Here is a 17,874-nt window from a genome sequence, read left to right on the forward strand (position 1 = left end):
ATATGAAACCTAAACTCAATAAGTAGCATGTGTGAGGAATGCACGCATGCGGTTCTCAAGGTTTGAGCTAAAAGGTCGTTTGAAACAACAAATACGTTTCAGACGGCCTTCTTTTAACAAATCGCCACAGCAATCAGACAAAAGCAACCTACATCACCTTATAAATTGAAACTGTCCAATCAACCGTAGTTCGGCAAATATGCCGAAGCCCTCAAGCGCGAAGTTGAAAAACGCGAAGGCAGAAAAATCAGCAGCCAAGAAGCGGCAATGAGAATCCGCAGGCAGATACTGCGTTGGGTGGACAAAGGTTCCCAAGCCGGCTATACCGCCCAAAGCGTCATATCCCTTATCGGAATGAAAGGCGAAGACAAAGCCTCGGGTTATACTTGTGACTAGCGCAACTACGGCGCAAGAAATCCGCAAGCCTATAATGATCCGAAACTGTTTGAGGAATACCGCCGACAGGACAAACCCGAATACCGCACCTGACCTGGTTGCACAGCGGGACGAAAAACACCAAAATCAGGCAGGAAGAGCGGAAAAACGAAGAGTTTGCACTGAACGTTGCCGACATCCTGACGGGCTTTGTCATCCCGAACCCAAGGGTAAATGCAGCAGTTCGTGCAGGCATCCGCAACCTGAAAAACATCAAGCAGACCGTTACCGGCAGCGATCCCTTATTGGTGGGTGCGGGGAATATCCGTATCCCTGTAAACGGCAATGTTGCGAAGGGGGGCAGGATTCCGGATACGGCGTTGGCGTCGAAGAGTCATCAAAAGAATGATTTGGGGGCATCTAAAGGGCAGGTGGGTAGGTCTTCTGTACCTGTACCTGAAACTGTAAAAATTAAGTTTGATAATGAAGTTGTTGCTTATAAATCGAACTCAAAACACACTCCAGGCGTTTCAGGTTGGAATCCAAAAGCCGGCAAAGGACCGAAGAATTCACTTGACTTATTTATAAAGTCTAAACCAATACCATCATCTCCGACAGTTCGATTTTCAAAAGACGAATATGGAAATATTCATCGATTTTCAGGGGATCATAATAATCAATGGCACTGGAATGGAAGTACGGGTGATGTCAATAATCCATTAAAATTAAACAATAAGGTTAAATTTGATTTAAGAAATTTAGGTTGGAAAGAAAAGGTTTTAAAATGATTTTTGGAAATAAACCAGATTTTTTCGTACAAACAGACATATTAATTAGAGATGGAGATTATTGCATGGGTCCCCTTGTATTCTGGATTAATGATAAAGCATATCCAGGGGAAGGGGCTGTGTTAACGTTAAACAGTGAAATAATGACTTTAAAAGATAATTTAGATAAGGCGTTATGTAAAAAGTTTCCTGGAAGTATTTTTTCATTGCATGATATTGATTTTGAAAAAGAAGAGGAAAGTGAAGAAAATATCATGTATTGTTATCTTTCGGAGCTGGGGGATTATGGTTTAAGAATGATGTGTGAGATTGTAGAGGATAAATTTAGGCTGTTTTATTCTCTGCATGAAGGGTCTTTTAAGCTGAAGGAAATTTCTTTGCAGTATTATAGAAATATAATAGTTGAGTTATTCAAATTTATTTCAGTCCAATCAGCAAACCATAGCCCATATGAAACCTAAACTCAACAAGTAGCATGTGTGCGGAACGCATGTATGCGCTTCTCAAGGTTTGAGCTAAGAGGTCGTCTGAAAACCGTGAACCCGTTTCAGACGGCCTTTATTTAGCGTTACCGAGCCAGTGGGTTACAAAGCGCAGTTAATACCGCTGCGCCCTATGCCTCCGAAGCAATAGGCAGGACATTTGGACACGGTGAAAACAAAAACGAAATCGTCCAAACTGTCGGACACTTCCTTTTAATAGCTTGGATTTTAAGTAAATGCCGTCTGAAAAGGTTTCAGACGGCATCGGTTTTTAAAAAGGCTTACGCGCCGTAAACGGGGTATTTGTCGCAGAGGGCGGTAATCTGTTTGCGGACGTTTTCCAGATTCGCTTCGTCGTCGGGATTTGCTAATACGTCGGCAACCAAGTTCGCCAATACGCGTGCGTCGGCTTCGTTAAAGCCGCGTGTGGTCATGGCGGCGGAGCCGATGCGGATGCCGGAGGTAACGAATGGTTTTTCCGGATCATTCGGGATGGCGTTTTTGTTGACGGTGATGTGCGCTTTACCTAAAGCGGCTTCGGCGGCTTTGCCGGTGATTTTCATCGGTTGCAGATCGACGAGGAAAACGTGGCTTTCGGTACGGCCGGAAACGATGCGCAAACCGCGTTTCACCAGTTCTTCCGCCATAGCGGCTGCGTTGGTTTTCACTTGTTTCGCGTATTGTTTGAACTCGGGTTGCAACGCTTCTTTAAACGCTACGGCTTTGGCAGCGATAACGTGCATCAACGGGCCGCCTTGCAGGCTTGGGAAGATGGCGGAATTCAACGCTTTTTCGTGGGTATTGTCACGGCACAAAATCACACCGCCGCGAGGGCCGCGCAGGGTTTTGTGGGTGGTGGTGGTCACGAAGTCGCAGAATGGTACGGGGTTGGGATATTCGCCACCGGCAATCAGGCCGGCATAGTGCGCCATGTCGACAAAGAGGTAGGCACCGACTTTATCGGCGATTTCGCGGAATTTTGCCCAATCGATTTGCAGCGCGTAGGCAGATGCGCCGGCTACAATCATTTTGGGTTTGTGTTCAAGCGCCAAGCGTTCGACTTCGGCATAATCGAGAACTTCGTTTTCATCCAAACCATAAGTAATGGCATTGTAGAGTTTGCCGGAGATGTTAACGCTTGCACCGTGGGTCAAGTGGCCGCCGTGTGCCAGAGACATGCCCAAAATGGTGTCGCCCGGTTTCAAAACAGAAGCATATACGGCTTGGTTGGCTTGCGAGCCGGAGTGCGGTTGGACGTTGACATATTCTGCGCCAAACAACTCTTTAGCGCGGTCAATCGCTAATTGTTCGACAATATCAACGTATTCGCAGCCGCCGTAGTAGCGTTTGCCCGGATAGCCTTCAGCGTATTTGTTGGTCAATTGCGAACCTTGGGCTTCCATTACGGCGCAGCTGACGTAGTTTTCTGAAGCAATCAGCTCGACATGGTCTTGCTGGCGTTGGTCTTCTTGGGCGATGGCGGCCGCCAGTTCGGGATCATATTGGGTGATGGTTACGCTTTTTGAAAACATCTCTTGATTCCTTTGTGTGGTCAGGGTTAGGTATTGAAAATTTATGCGCAAAGCGGAGGATTGTCAACGATTTTGTCGGACGGTGGGGCGGTTTTCTGCGGGCGGTGTTGCCGTGTGTAACAAAACACTGGATAAAAATATTATCTTTGTTATAATTAATGTAAAGATTCAGTTTGACTTTTTAACCGTAAACCAAGAGAGGAAAGCGATATGTTCCCAGAATACCGTGATTTGATTTCCAAATTGAAACAGGAAGATTCCCACTTTGCCCGTCTGTTCGACGAACACAACGAGCTGGACGATAAAATTACCGGTCTGGTCAACAATCCGGTTACCAGCGGCGCGGAAAACATTGATGAGCTGAAAAAAGCCAAATTGAAACTGAAAGACGAGTTGTACGCCATTCTGCAAAAAGCAGCGGGCAAATAATTCGGGTTTGAGTTTTTGAAATGCCGTCTGAAATGTTTTCAGACGGCATTTTTGTTATTTGACCGGAAGGCTTGTGCTGTTTGAAATAACGGCGGCGGTATCGGATTGCCGCCACCGTGTGCTTGTGTGAACGGTGTCCGTCTATTTTGCGTGCAGGCGGTCGAGATAGGCGACTTCTTCGCTGCTGCCCATGAAGACGGCGACGCGTTGGTGCAGGTTTTCGGGCTGTATGTCGAGCATGGCTTGATATGCGTTGCTTGCCGATGCGCCCGCCTGTTCGAGTATCAGGCTCATAGGGTTGGCTTCGTACATCAGGCGCAGTTTGCCGGGTTTGGCGGGGTCGCGTTTGTCTTGCGGATACATGAACACGCCGCCGCGCATCAGTATGCGGTGGATTTCGGCAACCATACTGGCTACCCAGCGCATATTGTAGTTTTTGCCGCGCGTGCCGGTTTCACCTGCCAAGAGTTCGTCTATGTATTGTTGGACGGGGGGCAGCCAGTGGCGGCGGTTGGACATATTGATGGCAAATTCTTTGGTACTTTCGGGTACTTCCGGGTTTTCTTTGGTCAGCACAAATTCGTTTTCGGCATTGAGCGTGAACATATATACGCCGTGTCCGAATGTGAATACGAGCTGGGTTTGAGGCCCGTAAAGAACGTAACCAGCGGCAAGCTGCTGTCTGCCCGTTTGAAGGAATGATTCGGTTGCCACTGCGCCTTCGGGTTTTTCAAGGATGGAGAAAATCGTACCGACGGAAATGTTGACATCAATATTGGACGATCCGTCTAAAGGGTCGAATAGGACGAGATAGCGTCCGTTTTCACCGGCACTTACGAAAGTGTCTTCTTCCTCGCTTGCCAAACCGGCAACGGCAGGGTTGGCTTTGAGTGTATCAATCATAATGTTGTTGGCGATAACATCCAGTTTTTTCTGGTCTTCGCCCTGAATATTGCCCGTACCTGCCATGCCCAATACGCCGGCAAGTGCGCCCAAGCGGACTTTGGCGTTGATTTCGGTGCAGGCGGAAACGACAGACAGTAAAACGCCGCCGAGTGATTCGGGCAGTTGGTTTTGTTGCAGGTGTTCGGGGAGGAATCGGGTCAGTGTGTCCATAGTTTGCTCGTTTCGGAAAGGTTTGTGCCGTTTGAAAGGCGGCAGGTTATTGCGGCGTATTCCTTTGGCGCGTTCCGCCAAATATTGTGTGGGATTGTAGTGGAAAAAAACGGCATGGGGCAAGTCGGAACGCGGTATGCGGATGAAGGATATTTATTCTTATAGTAGATTAAATTTAAACCAGTACAGCGTTGCCTCGCCTTAGCTCAAAGAGAACGATTCTCTAAGGTGCTCAAGCACCAAGTGAATCGGTTCCGTACTATTTGTACTGTCTGCGGCTTCGTCGCCTTGTCCTGATTTTTGTTAATCCACTATAAAAGTGTCGGCTGCCGGTCTATCGTCCGGTTTTGTTTGTTTGACGGGAGATGCCGTCTGAAGGGCTGTTTCAGATGGCATCGGGGTCAGCAGATTTTGCTGTCCAAAAGGTAGCGCGCGCCTTCATCTTGCGCCAGCAGCCGCGTCAGGGCGGGGAGGTTTGCCGCCAATTGTTCCGCCAACAGATAGGGCGGATTGATGACGAACATTCCGCTGCCGTGCATACCGAAACCGTCGGTTTTCGGCGCGTGGACGTGCAGTTCGGCGTGAAGGTAGTTGTCGGGAACGAGTTTTTTCAATTCTTCGGGCAGCTTGCGGCTTTCTTCCCGGCTGAGACAGGGATACCAGATGAGATAACAGCCGGACTCAAACCGTTTTAAAGCGGCTTTCAGCGTTTCCGTTACACGCCGGTAGTCCTGTTTTTCCTCATAGGGCGGGTCGATGAGAATAACAGCGCGGCGCGGTGGGGGCGGCAGCAGGGAAATCAGTCCTTTGTAACCGTCTTCGCGCAACACTTGTCCGCGTTTGCTCAATCCTGCTTCGTCCATATTGTTTTTCAGATGGACAAAGTCGGTGGGGTGCAGCTCAAACAGGCGCAATTTGTCGCCGACGCGGGTCAGCGATTGCGCCAGCCACGGAGAACCGCAGTAAAGTTCGGGCGAGGGCAGGATTTTTTGTATGTGCGCAGCAAAGTCAGACAGTTCGGCAGGCAGGTTTTGCGCCTGTCGGAGCAGGGCGATGCCTTGCCGGTATTCGCCGACTTTTTGCGCTTCGCTGCCTTCGAGATTGTACAAACCCGCGCCGCCGTGCGTGTCGATGTACCAGTAGGGCTTGTCTTTGCGGTTGAAATATTGCAGCACTAAAAACAAGGTGAAGTGTTTGAGCATATCGGCATGGTTGCCGGCGTGGAATGCGTGTCTGTAACTGAGCATGGTATGAAAGCCGTTTGTGCGGAAATGCCGTCTGAACGCGGAAATATGGTTTCAGACGGCATGACGTAATGGAAAACAAATGCCGAATCAGCTTTTTTCGCCGATTTTGCCTTCTTTGCCTTTAAGCAGGTTGCTGATATTGCTTTTGTGGCGGAACAACACCAGCAGGGCGATAAGGAGCGTCGCCCAAATCCAAGAAGGGTGGGGCATAAAAAACAGTGCGGCAAGGGGGGCGGCGATTGTGGCGGTTAATGCAGCAAGGGAGGACACCTTGAAGCCGAATGCCATAACAAGCCAAATCAACGCGCAGACCAAGGCAGTTGCGGGAGAGAGTGCCAAAAGCACGCCCAATGCCGTTGCCACGCCTTTGCCGCCCTTAAATCCGAAAAACACCGGCCACATATGCCCGACCAGCGCGGCGAGTGCGACGGCAGCGATTGCGCTGTCGGATAAACTGAGCGGTTCTTGAAACACGCGTGCAAGCAAAACGGCAACCAAACCTTTGGCAGCATCGCCCAAGAGCGTCAGCGCGGCTGCCTTTTTTTTGCCGCTGCGTAAAACATTGGTCGCGCCGGGATTGCCCGATCCGTAGGTGCGCGGGTCGTCCATGCCGTAATACTTGGACACGATGACGGCAAAAGAAAGTGAGCCGATCAGATAGGAAACGGCAACAGCCGGTATGTTGAACATTTGCGGTACTTTACTTAGAATGGTGCGGTTATTTTAGCAAAAAACGGGGCGGATTATGGATAAAATCTTTTTGCACGGCATGAAGGCGGATACGCTTATCGGCGTGTACGGCTGGGAGCGCGAACGGTTGCAGACCCTGATTGTCGATTTGGACATCGGCGTTCCCGAGAAAGCGGGTTCGGACGACGATATTGCCAATACGGTACATTATGCCGAGGTATGCGAAACGCTGCGCCGACATCTGAAAGAACAGGATTTCCTGCTTTTGGAAGCGTTGGCGGAATATATTGCCGATTTGGTTTTGGGATATTTCGGCGCGGTGTGGGTACGCGTGAAAATCGTCAAGCCGGGTATTTTGGAAGGCGTGCGCGAGGTTGGAGTGGAAATTGAGCGCGGTAAGCGTGAAGATTGAACGGCAGAATAGGAAACGGAAAGGAGATATGAAGTGGATTTGAGGGAAGTAAAATTAGGCGGCGAAACCATTTACGAGGGCGGTTTCGTCAGCATCAGCAAGGATAAGGTCAGGCTGCCCAACGGTAACGAAGGGCAGCGTATCGTCATCCGTCATCCGGGTGCGGCGTGCGTGTTGGCGGTAACGGATGATGAAAAGGTCGTTTTGGTGCGGCAGTGGCGTTATGCGGCAAATCAGGCGACATTGGAACTTCCTGCGGGCAAGCTGGATGTGGCGGGTGAGGATATGGCAGCGTGTGCGCTGCGAGAACTGGCTGAAGAAACGCCTTATACCGCCGACAGCGTGCGCCTGTTGTACAGTTTTTATACGGCGGTCGGTTTTTGCAACGAAAAAATGTATCTGTTCGAGGCGGAAGGCGTGCGTTTGGGCAGTACGCTTGCCAATGACGAAGACGAGATTACGGAAACCGTATTGATGTCGAAGGAAGAAGTCCGCCAAGCCCTTGCCAACGATGAAATTAAAGACGGTAAAACATTAATCGGTTTGCAATACTGGTTGATGAAGGATTGACAGGATGTTGGAACTGCCCGCCGGAGTAGATTGGCGGGCAGTTTGTTTGGCGGATGAGATATGCCTTTTCGGCTTGTCTCTGGGCGCGTCCTTTAAAGTCATTCGTGCTTTAGTAATAAGAGAGAAAAGGGGATGATAATTACCCAAACGAACATGATCATTTTTAAGAATAGTTAATAATGAAAATCTTTGTTACTAATTTTTTTTACTGGTTTATTAGTTTATTGGTTCTTTCTTATATATCATCTATTAATCCATGGCATGATGAATTAATAGATGATATTAATTTTGGCAAAAGGGTTATGATGGTTACTTTTTTTGCATTTTTAGACGCAGTAATAGAGAGTTTTTTTTAATAAAAAGCCTTGGTAGGTTTATCCTACCAAGGCTTTTTTTGTTATAGACCTAAAAGCCCAATTTGAATTTGAGAACGGTATAGTGGATTAAATTTAAACCAGTACGGCGTTGCCTCGCCTTAGCTCAAAGAGAATGATTCTCTAAGGTGCTGAAGCACCAAGTGAATCGGTTCCGTACTATCTGTACTGTCTGCGGCTTCGTCGCCTTGTCCTGATTTTTGTTAATCCACTATAATTGGCACAGGCAGTATTTAAATGTTATAGATTATGTCAAAACCAAAGGAAGCAATTTTTTCGATTATTTGACTGCCGTCCCTATCTTCAGCCCGAGCCAAGTCAGCAGCAGCGAACCTGCTGTGTGTAGGAAAATATTGGCAAGTGCTGAAGCAGGACGATTCGATTGGAGCAGGGTTACGGTTTCCAGAGAAAATCCGGAAAGCGTGGTCAGGCTGCCGAGAAAACCGGTGATCAGCAGCAGCTTCCATTGTGGGTGGTTGACGGTTTCGGCAAAGATTCCGATAAGAAAAGCACCTATCCAGTTGGCAAACAGGTTGCCTGTGGCCGGAGGTATTGATGCGGGAACGGCGAGGTTGAGCAGCCAACGCGCCGTTGCACCGAGTGCTGCACCGATGGAAAGGGGGATGATGTTGGAAAGCATAGTTTTGCCTGCCTATGCCGTCTGAAGGCTACCGCCATATGCCGCGGTCGGACTTCAGATAGCGGTTGTCGTCGAAAGTGTTGATCCAATGGGGCTTCAGTGCAACAAATATGGCAGTTGAAATGCCGCTGAGGAAGGCTTCCGCCCACGCCAGCAGAATAAAGACGGGCAGGGCGGTCGTCCACAATATTTCGGACGGAAAAGCGTTTGCGGCATCCAAAATACCGGTCAGCACCAGCCCGGTCAGCAGAATGCCGGCGGCGGAAGCGAGAAAGCCGTTGACGAAAATAAAGATGAAAATATTGGGCGGCAGGCGGTTGACCAGCATACGCGACAGGCGGTTGACGATCAGCGCGGGCAGAATCAGCACCAAAGCGTTCGGCGGATATGCGCCGGCAGAACCGGCAAACAGCAGGCAGTAGGGCAGCATCAGCAGCGCGGCAAGCCAAAGGGCGGCGGAAGTGCCCACCATCAGTGCAACCAGATTGACGGCGAGCAGGTGGTAGTTCATCTGTGCAAGCTGTCCGCCGCCGGCAGAGGCGTTCAGACACCATGCTGCGGAAAAAATTACGGTACACAGTGGAAGGGCGGAACGGTAGCGGGCAAGCGAGCGGAATGCCGACGGCGCGGAAGTTGCCAGTATCAGGATAAGGACAATCCACGAAACCGACAGTACCACATCTGAAAACCAGACTGTTTGGAAAATCATGGCAATGCCGCAAAGATTAAGGGAAGGGACGGCTATTATACTGTCGGCGGGGGCAAACCGAAAGCCGAATCGGTTTCGGCAGAATTGCCGGCCGGTTGTTTTTTTTGGGATGGAAACACGTTAAAATAAACCAATTTAATCGTTTGTCTTGCGGGAAACGGCATATGTTTTGGATAGTTTTGATCGTTATTTTGTTGCTTGCGCTTGCCGGCTTGTTTTTTGTCCGCGCACAATCCGAACGCGAGTGGATGCGCGAGGTTTCTGCGTGGCAGGAAAAGAAAGGGGAAAAACAGGCGGAGCTGCCTGAAATCAAAGACGGTATGCCCGATTTTCCCGAGTTTGCCCTGATGCTTTTCCATGCCGTTAAAACGGCAGTGTATTGGCTGTTTGTCGGTGTCGTCCGTTTCTGCCGAAACTATCTGGCGCACGAATCCGAACCGGACAGGTCCGTTCCGCCTGTTTCTGCAAACCGTGCGGATGTTCCGAACGCATCCGACGGGTATTCAGACAGTGGAAACGGGACGGAAGAAGCGGAAACGGAAGCAGCAGAAGCAGAAGCAGAAGCTGCGGAGGAAGAGGCTGCCGATACGGAAGACATTGCAACTGCCGTAATCGACAACCGCCGCATTCTATTCGACCGGAGTATTGCTGAAGGGTTGATGCCGTCTGAAAGCGAAATTTCGCCCGTCCGTCCGGTTTTTAAAGAAATCACTTTGGAAGAAGCAACGCGTGCTTTAAACAGCGCGGCTTTAAGGGAAATGAAAAAACGCTATATCGATGCATTTGAGAAAAACGAAACAGCGGTCCCCAAAGTCCGCGTGTCCGATACCCCGATGGAAGGGCTGCAGATTATCGGTTTGGACGACCCTGTGCTTCAACGCACGTATTCCCGTATGTTCGATGCGGACAAAGAAGCGTTTTCCGAGTCTGCGGATTACGGATTTGAGCCGTATTTTGAGAAGCAGCATCCGTCTGCCTTTTCTGCAATCAAAGCCGAAAATGCACGGAATGCGCCGTTCCGCCGTCATGCAGGGCAGGGGAAAGGGCAGGCGGAGGCAAAATACCCGGATGTTTCCCAAGGGCAGTCCGTTTCAGACGGCACATCCGTCCGCGATGCCTGCTACCGCGTTTCCGTCAATTTGAAAGAACCGAACAAGGCAACGGTTTCTGCGGAGGCGCGGATTTCGCGCCTGATTCCGGAAAGTCGGACGGTTGTCGGGAAACGGGATGTCGAAATGCCGTCTGAAACCGAAAATGTTTTCACGGAAACCGTTTCGTCTGTGGGATACGGCGGTCCGGTTTATGATGAAGCTGCCGATATCCATATTGAAGAACCTGCCGCGCCCGATGCTTGGGTGGTCGAACCACCCGAAGTGCCGAAAGTTCCCATGCCCGCAATCGATATTCCGCCGCCGCCTCCCGTATCGGAAATCTACAACCGTACCTATGAACCGCCGTCAGGACTCGAGCAGGCGCAACGCAGCCGCATTGCCGAAACCGACCATCTTGCCGATGATGTTTTGAATGGAGGTTGGCAGGAGGAAACCGCCGCTATTGCAGATGACGGCAGTGAAGGTGTGGCAGAGCGGTCAAGCGGGCAATATCTGTCGGAAACCGAAGCGTTCGGGCATGACAGTCGGGCGGTTTGTCCGTTTGAAGATGTGCCGTCTGAACGCCCGTCCTGCCGGGCATCGGATACGGAAGCGGATGAAGGGGCGTTCCAATCTGAAGAAACCGATGCGGTATCCGAACACCTGCCGACAACCGACCTGCTTCTGCCTCCGCTGTTCAATCCTGATGCGACGCAAACCGAAGAAGAACTGTTGGAAAACAGCATCACCATCGAAGAAAAATTGGCGGAGTTCAAAGTCAAGGTCAAGGTTGTCGATTCTTATTCCGGCCCCGTGATTACGCGTTATGAAATCGAACCCGATGTCGGCGTGCGCGGCAATTCCGTTCTGAATCTGGAAAAAGACTTGGCGCGTTCGCTCGGCGTGGCTTCCATCCGCGTTGTCGAAACCATCCCCGGCAAAACCTGTATGGGTTTGGAACTTCCGAACCCGAAACGCCAAATGATACGCCTGAGCGAAATCTTCAATTCGCCCGAGTTTGCCGAATCCAAATCCAAGCTGACGCTCGCGCTCGGTCAGGACATCACCGGACAGCCCGTCGTAACCGACTTGGGCAAAGCACCGCATTTATTGGTTGCCGGCACGACCGGTTCGGGCAAATCGGTGGGTGTCAACGCGATGATTCTGTCTATGCTTTTCAAAGCCGCGCCGGAAGACGTGCGTATGATTATGATCGATCCGAAAATGCTGGAATTGAGCATTTACGAAGGCATCCCGCACCTGCTCGCCCCTGTCGTTACCGATATGAAGCTGGCGGCAAACGCGCTGAACTGGTGTGTTAACGAAATGGAAAAACGCTACCGCCTGATGAGCTTTATGGGCGTGCGCAATCTTGCGGGCTTCAACCAAAAAATCGCCGAAGCCGCAGCAAGGGGAGAAAAAATCGGCAATCCGTTCAGCCTCACGCCCGACGATCCCGAACCTTTGGAAAAACTGCCGTTTATCGTGGTCGTGGTCGATGAGTTTGCTGATCTGATGATGACGGCAGGCAAGAAAATCGAGGAACTGATTGCCCGCCTCGCCCAAAAAGCCCGCGCGGCAGGCATCCATCTTATCCTTGCCACACAACGCCCCAGTGTCGATGTCATCACGGGTCTGATTAAGGCGAACATCCCGACGCGTATCGCGTTCCAAGTGTCCAGCAAAATCGACAGCCGCACGATTCTCGACCAAATGGGTGCGGAAAACCTGCTTGGGCAGGGCGATATGCTGTTCCTGCCACCCGGCACGGCTTATCCGCAGCGCGTTCACGGCGCGTTTGCCTCGGATGAAGAGGTGCACCGCGTGGTCGAATATCTGAAGCAGTTTGGCGAACCGGACTATGTTGACGATATTTTGAGCGGCGGCGGCAGCGAAGAGTTGCCCGGCATCGGGCGCAGCGGCGACGGCGAAACCGATCCGATGTACGACGAGGCTGTATCCGTTGTCCTGAAAACGCGCAAAGCCAGTATTTCGGGCGTACAGCGCGCCTTGCGCATCGGCTACAACCGCGCCGCGCGGCTGATTGACCAGATGGAGGCGGAAGGCATTGTGTCCGCACCGGAATATAACGGCAACCGTACGATTCTCGTCCCCTTGGACAATGCTTGATTTTTTGCAAATGGAAATGCCGTCTGAAGGTTTCAGACGGCATTTTTGCGCCTGCCCGGATGCGGATTATTCCCTGACCTGTCCCGTGCCTTGTATGATGTATTTGTAACTCGTCAGCTCTTTCAAACCCATCGGACCCCGGGCGTGAAGTTTTTGCGTGGAGATGCCCATTTCGCAACCCAAGCCGAATTCGCCGCCGTCGGTAAAGCGCGTGGACGCGTTGACATACACGGCGGCAGAATCGATATGGGTCGTGAAATAGTCCGCAGCGTGGCGGTTTTCGGTAACGATGCCGTCTGAATGGTGCGTGCCGTGGGCTTCGATGTGCCCGATCGCCTCTTCGACCGAAGCGACGGTTTTCACGGCGAGGATGTAGTCTAAAAACTCGGTATCGAAATCGTCTGCACCCGCCGCTTCGCCGCCGATATGCCGCGCCGCCTGCGGATCCAAACGGAAGCGGACGGGCGGCAGTCCGGCTTCTATACGGTTGCGAACCAACAGCCGTTCGAGCTTGGGCAGGAAGTCGGCAGCAATGTCTTCATGCACCAGCAGCACTTCCATCGAGTTGCACACGGACGGGCGGCTGGTTTTGGCGTTGTACACGATACGGAGCGCCTTGTCCCAATCCGCGTCCTTGTCGATATAAATGTGGACGATGCCCGTCCCCGTTTCAATGACCGGCACGACGGCATTCTCAACCACCGCCCGTATCAGCCCCGCCCCGCCGCGCGGAATCAGCAGATCTAGATAATCTTTCGCCCTCATCATTTCGTAACTGCTTTTGCGCCCGGTGTCTTCAATCAACTGGAGCGCGTCGGGGTCGATGCGGGTTTGTGCCAACCCCGTTTTCAGGGCGGCAACGATGGCGCGTGCGGATTGGAATGCATCTTTGCCGCTGCGGAGTACGACCGCGCTGCCGCTTTTCAGTGCCAAAGCCGCCGCATCGGAAGTAACGTTCGGGCGGCTTTCGTAAATAATGCCGATAACGCCCATCGCCACGCGCTTTTTGACGATTTTCAAGCCGTTGGGCAACGTCGAGGTTTCCAGTATTTCGCCCACGGGGTCGGGCAGCGCGGCAACCGCCCTGATGCCATCCGCCATCGCGCCAATGCGTTTGCCGTCCAACAAAAGGCGGTCGGTCATGCTTTCGGGAATTTTGCCTGCCGCCGCTTCCAAATCCAAACGGTTTGCCGCCAAAATATCTTCCGCCGCCGCTTCCAGGCTGTCCGCCATAGCAAGCAGCGCGCGGTTTTTTTCTTCCGTATCCGCCGTGTTGGCGGATTTTTTTGCCGCTTTGGCAAGGGCAAGCTGTTTTTGTGTGTTTGACATGGGTTTCCTTTTCTAAAATTCGGTCAGAAGCAGGCGTATTTCGGGCGTAATGGAAATCCAATCGTCCCGATGGATGAACACGCCTTTCGCTTTGCGCGATTTGAGCAGGTCTTCGGCGGCGGCAGAGCCGAAAAGGACGCGCCCTTTGCCCAAAGGCTGTTTGGTTGCGTTGCTGTACACGGTTACGGTGTCCATACGGGAAAAATGCCCTTCGATTCCGGCAACGCCCGACATCAGCAGGCTTTTTCCCTGTTCCGACAAGGCGTGTTCCGCACCTTCGTCCACATAAACGCCGCCCCGGCTTTCGGAATAGAACGCCAGCCATTGCTTTTGCGTCCGCAAACCTTTGGCACGGGGGACGAAAAACGAGCCGTCCGCCTGATTATCTGCCGCTTCGGCCAGTGCATCGGGTTTGAGCGAGGAACAGATATACACCGGTACGCCGGACTCGGTCGCAATCGTCGCCGCTTTGATTTTAGTCAGCATACCGCCCGTGCCGTTTGCCGAACCCGATCCGCCCGCCATTTCGATGATTTCATGGTTGATGTGTTCGATTCTGTCCAGCCGTACGGCATCGGGATTGCTGTTCGGGTTGCCGGTGTAAAGCCCGTCTATGTCGGTTAGCAGCACCAAGAGGTCTGCCTGTATCATCGCCGCCACTTGCGCACTCAATGTGTCGTTGTCGCCGATTTTCAACTCCTCAACCGAAACCGTATCATTTTCATTGATGATGGGGACAGCGCGGCGTTGCAGCAGCACGGAAAGTGCGCCGCCGGCATTTTGGTAGCGGCGTTTGTCGGCAAAGTCGGCGCGGCTGAGCAGGATTTGTGCGGACACGATGCCGTCTGAAGACAGGTTTGCCGTATATTCTTCCATCAGCAGCCCCTGCCCGACGGCGGCAGAAGCCTGTTTGTCGGCGATTTTGACCGGACGTTTTTTGAAACCCAGCGCACCGAACCCTGCCGCAACCGCGCCGGAAGACACCAAGACCAGCTCGTGTCCCGCATGATGCAATGCGGCAAGCTGGCGGGTGATGGTTTGGATTTTGCCGCGCGAGAGGCTGCCGTCCGAATGGGTAATCGAAGATGTGCCGACTTTAAATACGATTCTTTTGTATTTCATTGTTTCCGTCCTTGTTGGTTTGTCCTGTCTCGTTGCCGTCTTGTGCCGCCGAATTTGCCCTGTTCTGCCGCAATTGTCAACAATCACGCCGCGCCTGCAATAAAATGGACAAAATGTATAAAATTAATAAAATCTATAGCGGCTTATTGAGATTTTTTCAAATTTATATTGCCGTTTTGTCCAAAATGCGTATAATCCCGTCCATATTTCTGCTGTAGGCTGATTTATTTTAGACAAGGACTACCATGCAATTAGATATAGACCGCTTGGTTGCTTATTTCGGCGGCGTGAACGCGCTTGCCGAAGCGTTGAAACAGCACGATCCCAAAAATGCCGCGACGACCGCCGCCATCTATAAATGGCGCACGCGCGGGTCGCTGCCCCTGGCGCAACTGCAAAAGCTGACCGCGTTGGCGGAAGCGCAAGGCAGGCCGCTGGATTTGAATGCTTTTTTACAAAAAAACGAATCTCTGGAGAGAACAGAAATGACACAGACCAACCGCGTAATTATTTTCGACACCACCATGCGCGATGGCGAGCAGTCGCCCGGTGCATCCATGACCAAAGAGGAGAAAATCCGCATTGCCCGCCAGTTGGAGAAAATGGGCGTGGATGTGATTGAGGCGGGTTTTGCCGCCGCCAGCCCGGGCGATTTCGAGTCTGTCAATGCGATTGCCAAAATCATCACCAAATCCACAGTCTGCTCGCTGGCGCGTGCCGTTGAAAACGATGTGCGTAAGGCAGGCGAAGCCGTTTCCCCTGCTCCGAAAAAACGCATCCATACCTTCATCGCCACCAGCCCCATCCACATGGAGCACAAACTGAAAATGAAACCGCAGCAGGTGATTGATGCGGCAGTGAAAGCGGTGAAAATCGCCAAAGAATACACCGACGATGTGGAATTTTCCGCTGAAGACGCGGTTCGTTCGGATTTGGGCTTTCTCGCCAAAATCTTTACGGCGGTTATCGACGCAGGCGCGACCACCATCAATATTCCCGATACCGTCGGCTACTCCATCCCTTCCGTGTGGTACGAACGTATCAGCAACATCATCAAAAGCGTGCCCAACGGCGACAAAGTAGTCTGGTCGACCCACTGCCACAACGATTTGGGTATGGCGGTTGCCAACTCGCTGGCTGCTGTTCAGGCAGGTGTGCGTCAGGTGGAATGTACCATTAACGGCTTGGGCGAACGTGCGGGCAATGCCAGCCTTGAAGAAATCGTGATGGCGTTGAAAGTGCGTCATGATTTGTTCGGCTTGGAAACCGGTATCGACACCACGCAAATCGTGCCGGTATCCAAACTGGTGTCCACCATTACCGGCTATCCGATTCAGCCCAACAAGGCGGTGGTCGGCGCAAACGCCTTTGCACATGAATCAGGCATTCATCAGGACGGCGTGTTGAAACACCCCGAAACCTATGAAATCATGACTGCCGAATCGGTCGGCTGGTCAACCAACCGCCTGACTTTGGGCAAACTCTCCGGTCGCAGCGCGTTCCGCAGCAAACTGGCGGATTTGGGCATCGAGTTGGAAAGCGAAGAGGCGTTGAACGCGGCATTTGCACGCTTCAAAGAACTCGCCGACAAAAAACGCGAAATCTTCGATGAAGACCTGCACGCGCTGGTGTCCGACGAAATGGGCAGCATGAACGCCGAGAGCTACAAATTCATCTCCCAAAAAATCAGTACCGAAACCGGCGAAGAACCGCGCGCCGACATCGTATTCAGCATCAAAGGCGAAGAAAAACGCGCTTCTGCCACCGGCTCTGGTCCTGTCGATGCGATTTTCAAAGCGATTGAGAGCGTGGCGCAAAGCGGCGCGACTTTACAGATTTATTCCGTCAATGCCGTCACGCAAGGTACGGAAAGCCAGGGCGAAACCAGCGTCCGTCTGGCGCGTGGCAACCGCGTTGTCAACGGACAAGGTGCGGATACCGACGTTTTGGTCGCCACTGCCAAAGCCTACCTCTCTGCCTTAAGCAAACTGGAATTTGGTTCTGCCAAACCGAAAGCGCAAGGTAGCGGTACGATTTAACGGTTGGGCGGAAGTTATGCCGTCTGAAGTAGAAAACGCTTCAGACGGCATATTGCGATTATAATTAGGTATTAAACCCATTTTAAAAGGCCAAATGATGGATTCCCAAAAATTTACCGAAGCGTCCAAACAGCGGTTGAGTGAATTGTTGGATGCCAAAAGCGAACAGGGCAATACCATGCGTTGCGACGAAGTTCAAGGTTTTATGATGGCGTTGTTGAGCGGGCCGGACAAACTGACACCGTTCGACTGGCTGCCGGAAGTGTTGGGCGACGAATCGCAATTTACCGCCGCCGAACGTTCCGAAATCGAACGGCTGGTTTTGGCAATGGCGATGGAAACAACCGCCGCGATGTCGGATAAAAAACTGCCCGATTTGTGGCTGTATGAAAACGAAGACGGCGGCAGCGATTTTTACACATGGTGCAATGCTTATCTTTACGGTTTGGATATTGTGCCGACCGATTGGTTTGAAGCCGTCGATGATGAAGAGTTTGAAGAGTTGTTTTACCCCGTGATGGCATTGGGCGGCATTTACGACGAAGAGGAAAACGGCGCTATCCGCCTGCAATTTACAGAAGGCGAGCTGGCGGAGCTGGAATCCGAGTTGCCTTACGCGCTGGCGGACATCTACCGCTACTGGCAGGCGGTTATCAACAAGCCGCAAACCGTCCGCAGGGAAGGGGCAAAAACCGGCAGGAACGATCCCTGTCCTTGCGGCAGCGGCAGGAAATACAAGGCGTGTTGCGGTAAGAATTGACGGTTCGGGCGGAATAAAACGCCGTCTGAAATGCAGTTT

General features: G+C 51.8%; 16 protein-coding genes and 1 pseudogene. 9 read left to right on the plus strand and 8 right to left on the minus strand.

The window, feature by feature from the left end:
- Positions 1–195: 195 nt before the first annotated feature.
- Positions 196–1,163 (plus strand): annotated as a pseudogene (locus RDY34_RS07525) (two-partner secretion domain-containing protein); the annotation flags it as partial.
- Positions 1,139–1,624: an immunity 42 family protein gene (locus RDY34_RS07530; protein WP_301005482.1), complete on the plus strand. Its 486-nt coding sequence runs from the start codon at positions 1,139–1,141 to the stop codon at positions 1,622–1,624. The pseudogene RDY34_RS07525 and the gene RDY34_RS07530, both read left to right, overlap by 25 nt.
- A 302-nt stretch (positions 1,625–1,926) precedes the next feature.
- On the opposite strand, the gene glyA is transcribed toward RDY34_RS07530, so the two are convergent.
- Positions 1,927–3,177, minus strand: a complete 1,251-nt coding sequence (gene glyA, locus RDY34_RS07535; protein WP_308075271.1) for a serine hydroxymethyltransferase — start codon at positions 3,175–3,177, stop codon at positions 1,927–1,929.
- Positions 3,178–3,387: 210 nt separating this feature from the next.
- Here glyA and RDY34_RS07540 point away from each other — a divergent pair, with 210 nt between their 5' ends.
- The gene (locus tag RDY34_RS07540; protein ID WP_003754814.1) at positions 3,388–3,606 is read left to right on the plus strand and encodes an HP1242/YdcH family protein; all 219 of its coding nucleotides are present in this window, start codon (positions 3,388–3,390) and stop codon (positions 3,604–3,606) included.
- Positions 3,607–3,747: 141 nt separating this feature from the next.
- Here the strand turns inward: RDY34_RS07540 and RDY34_RS07545 are convergent, their stop codons facing one another.
- A complete protein-coding gene (locus RDY34_RS07545) occupies positions 3,748–4,722 on the minus strand; it encodes a class 1 fructose-bisphosphatase (RefSeq protein ID WP_308073700.1) in 975 nt (324 codons plus the stop codon).
- A gap of 401 nt (positions 4,723–5,123) precedes the next feature.
- The gene (locus tag RDY34_RS07550; protein ID WP_308073701.1) at positions 5,124–5,969 is read right to left on the minus strand and encodes a 23S rRNA (adenine(2030)-N(6))-methyltransferase RlmJ; all 846 of its coding nucleotides are present in this window, start codon (positions 5,967–5,969) and stop codon (positions 5,124–5,126) included.
- Here RDY34_RS07550 and RDY34_RS07555 point away from each other — a divergent pair.
- Complete coding sequence (locus RDY34_RS07555) at positions 5,913–6,038, plus strand: hypothetical protein (protein ID WP_304670825.1); 126 nt, start codon at positions 5,913–5,915, stop codon at positions 6,036–6,038. The genes RDY34_RS07550 and RDY34_RS07555 overlap by 57 nt on opposite strands.
- A gap of 18 nt (positions 6,039–6,056) precedes the next feature.
- On the opposite strand, the gene plsY is transcribed toward RDY34_RS07555, so the two are convergent.
- The gene (gene plsY / locus RDY34_RS07560; RefSeq protein ID WP_308073703.1) at positions 6,057–6,659 is read right to left on the minus strand and encodes a glycerol-3-phosphate 1-O-acyltransferase PlsY; all 603 of its coding nucleotides are present in this window, start codon (positions 6,657–6,659) and stop codon (positions 6,057–6,059) included.
- A gap of 55 nt (positions 6,660–6,714) precedes the next feature.
- Between plsY and folB the strand changes: the two genes are divergently transcribed.
- Together folB and RDY34_RS07570 are read left to right on the plus strand one after the other, a co-directional pair.
- The gene (gene folB / locus RDY34_RS07565) at positions 6,715–7,071 is read left to right on the plus strand and encodes a dihydroneopterin aldolase (RefSeq protein WP_002221051.1); all 357 of its coding nucleotides are present in this window, start codon (positions 6,715–6,717) and stop codon (positions 7,069–7,071) included.
- Between the two features lie 33 nt (positions 7,072–7,104).
- Entirely contained in the window at positions 7,105–7,641 is a 537-nt protein-coding gene (locus tag RDY34_RS07570; protein ID WP_003754827.1) for an NUDIX hydrolase, read from the plus strand.
- 654 nt (positions 7,642–8,295) lie between these two features.
- Here the strand turns inward: RDY34_RS07570 and RDY34_RS07575 are convergent.
- Positions 8,296–8,655, minus strand: a complete 360-nt coding sequence (locus RDY34_RS07575; protein WP_003754830.1) for a fluoride efflux transporter CrcB — start codon at positions 8,653–8,655, stop codon at positions 8,296–8,298.
- A 28-nt stretch (positions 8,656–8,683) separates the two neighbouring features.
- On the minus strand, positions 8,684–9,364 hold the full coding sequence (locus tag RDY34_RS07580) for an energy-coupling factor ABC transporter permease (protein WP_003754832.1): 681 nt from the start codon (positions 9,362–9,364) through the stop codon (positions 8,684–8,686).
- Between the two features lie 164 nt (positions 9,365–9,528).
- Here RDY34_RS07580 and RDY34_RS07585 point away from each other — a divergent pair, with 164 nt between their 5' ends.
- On the plus strand, positions 9,529–12,585 hold the full coding sequence (locus RDY34_RS07585) for a DNA translocase FtsK (protein ID WP_308073704.1): 3,057 nt from the start codon (positions 9,529–9,531) through the stop codon (positions 12,583–12,585).
- Positions 12,586–12,651: 66 nt separating this feature from the next.
- Here RDY34_RS07585 and RDY34_RS07590 read toward each other — a convergent pair whose 3' ends face one another.
- Positions 12,652–13,914, minus strand: coding sequence for a glutamate-5-semialdehyde dehydrogenase (locus RDY34_RS07590; RefSeq protein WP_308073705.1), 1,263 nt, complete (start codon positions 13,912–13,914; stop codon positions 12,652–12,654).
- Between the two features lie 12 nt (positions 13,915–13,926).
- Positions 13,927–15,036 (minus strand): glutamate 5-kinase, encoded by a 1,110-nt coding sequence (gene proB / locus RDY34_RS07595; RefSeq protein WP_025458362.1) that lies wholly within the window; start codon positions 15,034–15,036, stop codon positions 13,927–13,929.
- Positions 15,037–15,281: 245 nt separating this feature from the next.
- Here proB and RDY34_RS07600 point away from each other — a divergent pair, with 245 nt between their 5' ends.
- Positions 15,282–17,075 (plus strand): 2-isopropylmalate synthase, encoded by a 1,794-nt coding sequence (locus tag RDY34_RS07600; protein ID WP_308073707.1) that lies wholly within the window; start codon positions 15,282–15,284, stop codon positions 17,073–17,075.
- Between the two features lie 97 nt (positions 17,076–17,172).
- Entirely contained in the window at positions 17,173–17,835 is a 663-nt protein-coding gene (locus tag RDY34_RS07605; protein WP_308074712.1) for a YecA/YgfB family protein, read from the plus strand.
- The last annotated feature ends 39 nt before the right edge of the window (positions 17,836–17,874 follow it).

Source organism: Neisseria polysaccharea, from assembly GCF_963392925.1.
In the GTDB taxonomy this organism is placed as follows: Bacteria; Pseudomonadota; Gammaproteobacteria; order Burkholderiales; family Neisseriaceae; genus Neisseria; species Neisseria polysaccharea.

Bases quoted from the DNA above. Each gene is read 5' to 3' on its own strand.
- RDY34_RS07585 (WP_308073704.1), top strand. From the start codon at position 9,529: ATGTTTTGGATAGTTTTGATCGTTATTTTGTTGCTTGCGCTTGCCGGC.
- plsY (WP_308073703.1), bottom strand. From the start codon at position 6,659: ATGTTCAACATACCGGCTGTTGCCGTTTCCTATCTGATCGGCTCACTT.
- RDY34_RS07605 (WP_308074712.1), top strand. From the start codon at position 17,173: ATGGATTCCCAAAAATTTACCGAAGCGTCCAAACAGCGGTTGAGTGAA.
- RDY34_RS07540 (WP_003754814.1), top strand. From the start codon at position 3,388: ATGTTCCCAGAATACCGTGATTTGATTTCCAAATTGAAACAGGAAGAT.
- RDY34_RS07575 (WP_003754830.1), bottom strand. From the start codon at position 8,655: ATGCTTTCCAACATCATCCCCCTTTCCATCGGTGCAGCACTCGGTGCA.
- RDY34_RS07550 (WP_308073701.1), bottom strand. From the start codon at position 5,969: ATGCTCAGTTACAGACACGCATTCCACGCCGGCAACCATGCCGATATG.
- RDY34_RS07580 (WP_003754832.1), bottom strand. From the start codon at position 9,364: ATGATTTTCCAAACAGTCTGGTTTTCAGATGTGGTACTGTCGGTTTCG.
- folB (WP_002221051.1), top strand. From the start codon at position 6,715: ATGGATAAAATCTTTTTGCACGGCATGAAGGCGGATACGCTTATCGGC.
- RDY34_RS07600 (WP_308073707.1), top strand. From the start codon at position 15,282: ATGCAATTAGATATAGACCGCTTGGTTGCTTATTTCGGCGGCGTGAAC.
- proB (WP_025458362.1), bottom strand. From the start codon at position 15,036: ATGAAATACAAAAGAATCGTATTTAAAGTCGGCACATCTTCGATTACC.
- RDY34_RS07590 (WP_308073705.1), bottom strand. From the start codon at position 13,914: ATGTCAAACACACAAAAACAGCTTGCCCTTGCCAAAGCGGCAAAAAAA.
- glyA (WP_308075271.1), bottom strand. From the start codon at position 3,177: ATGTTTTCAAAAAGCGTAACCATCACCCAATATGATCCCGAACTGGCG.
- RDY34_RS07545 (WP_308073700.1), bottom strand. From the start codon at position 4,722: ATGGACACACTGACCCGATTCCTCCCCGAACACCTGCAACAAAACCAA.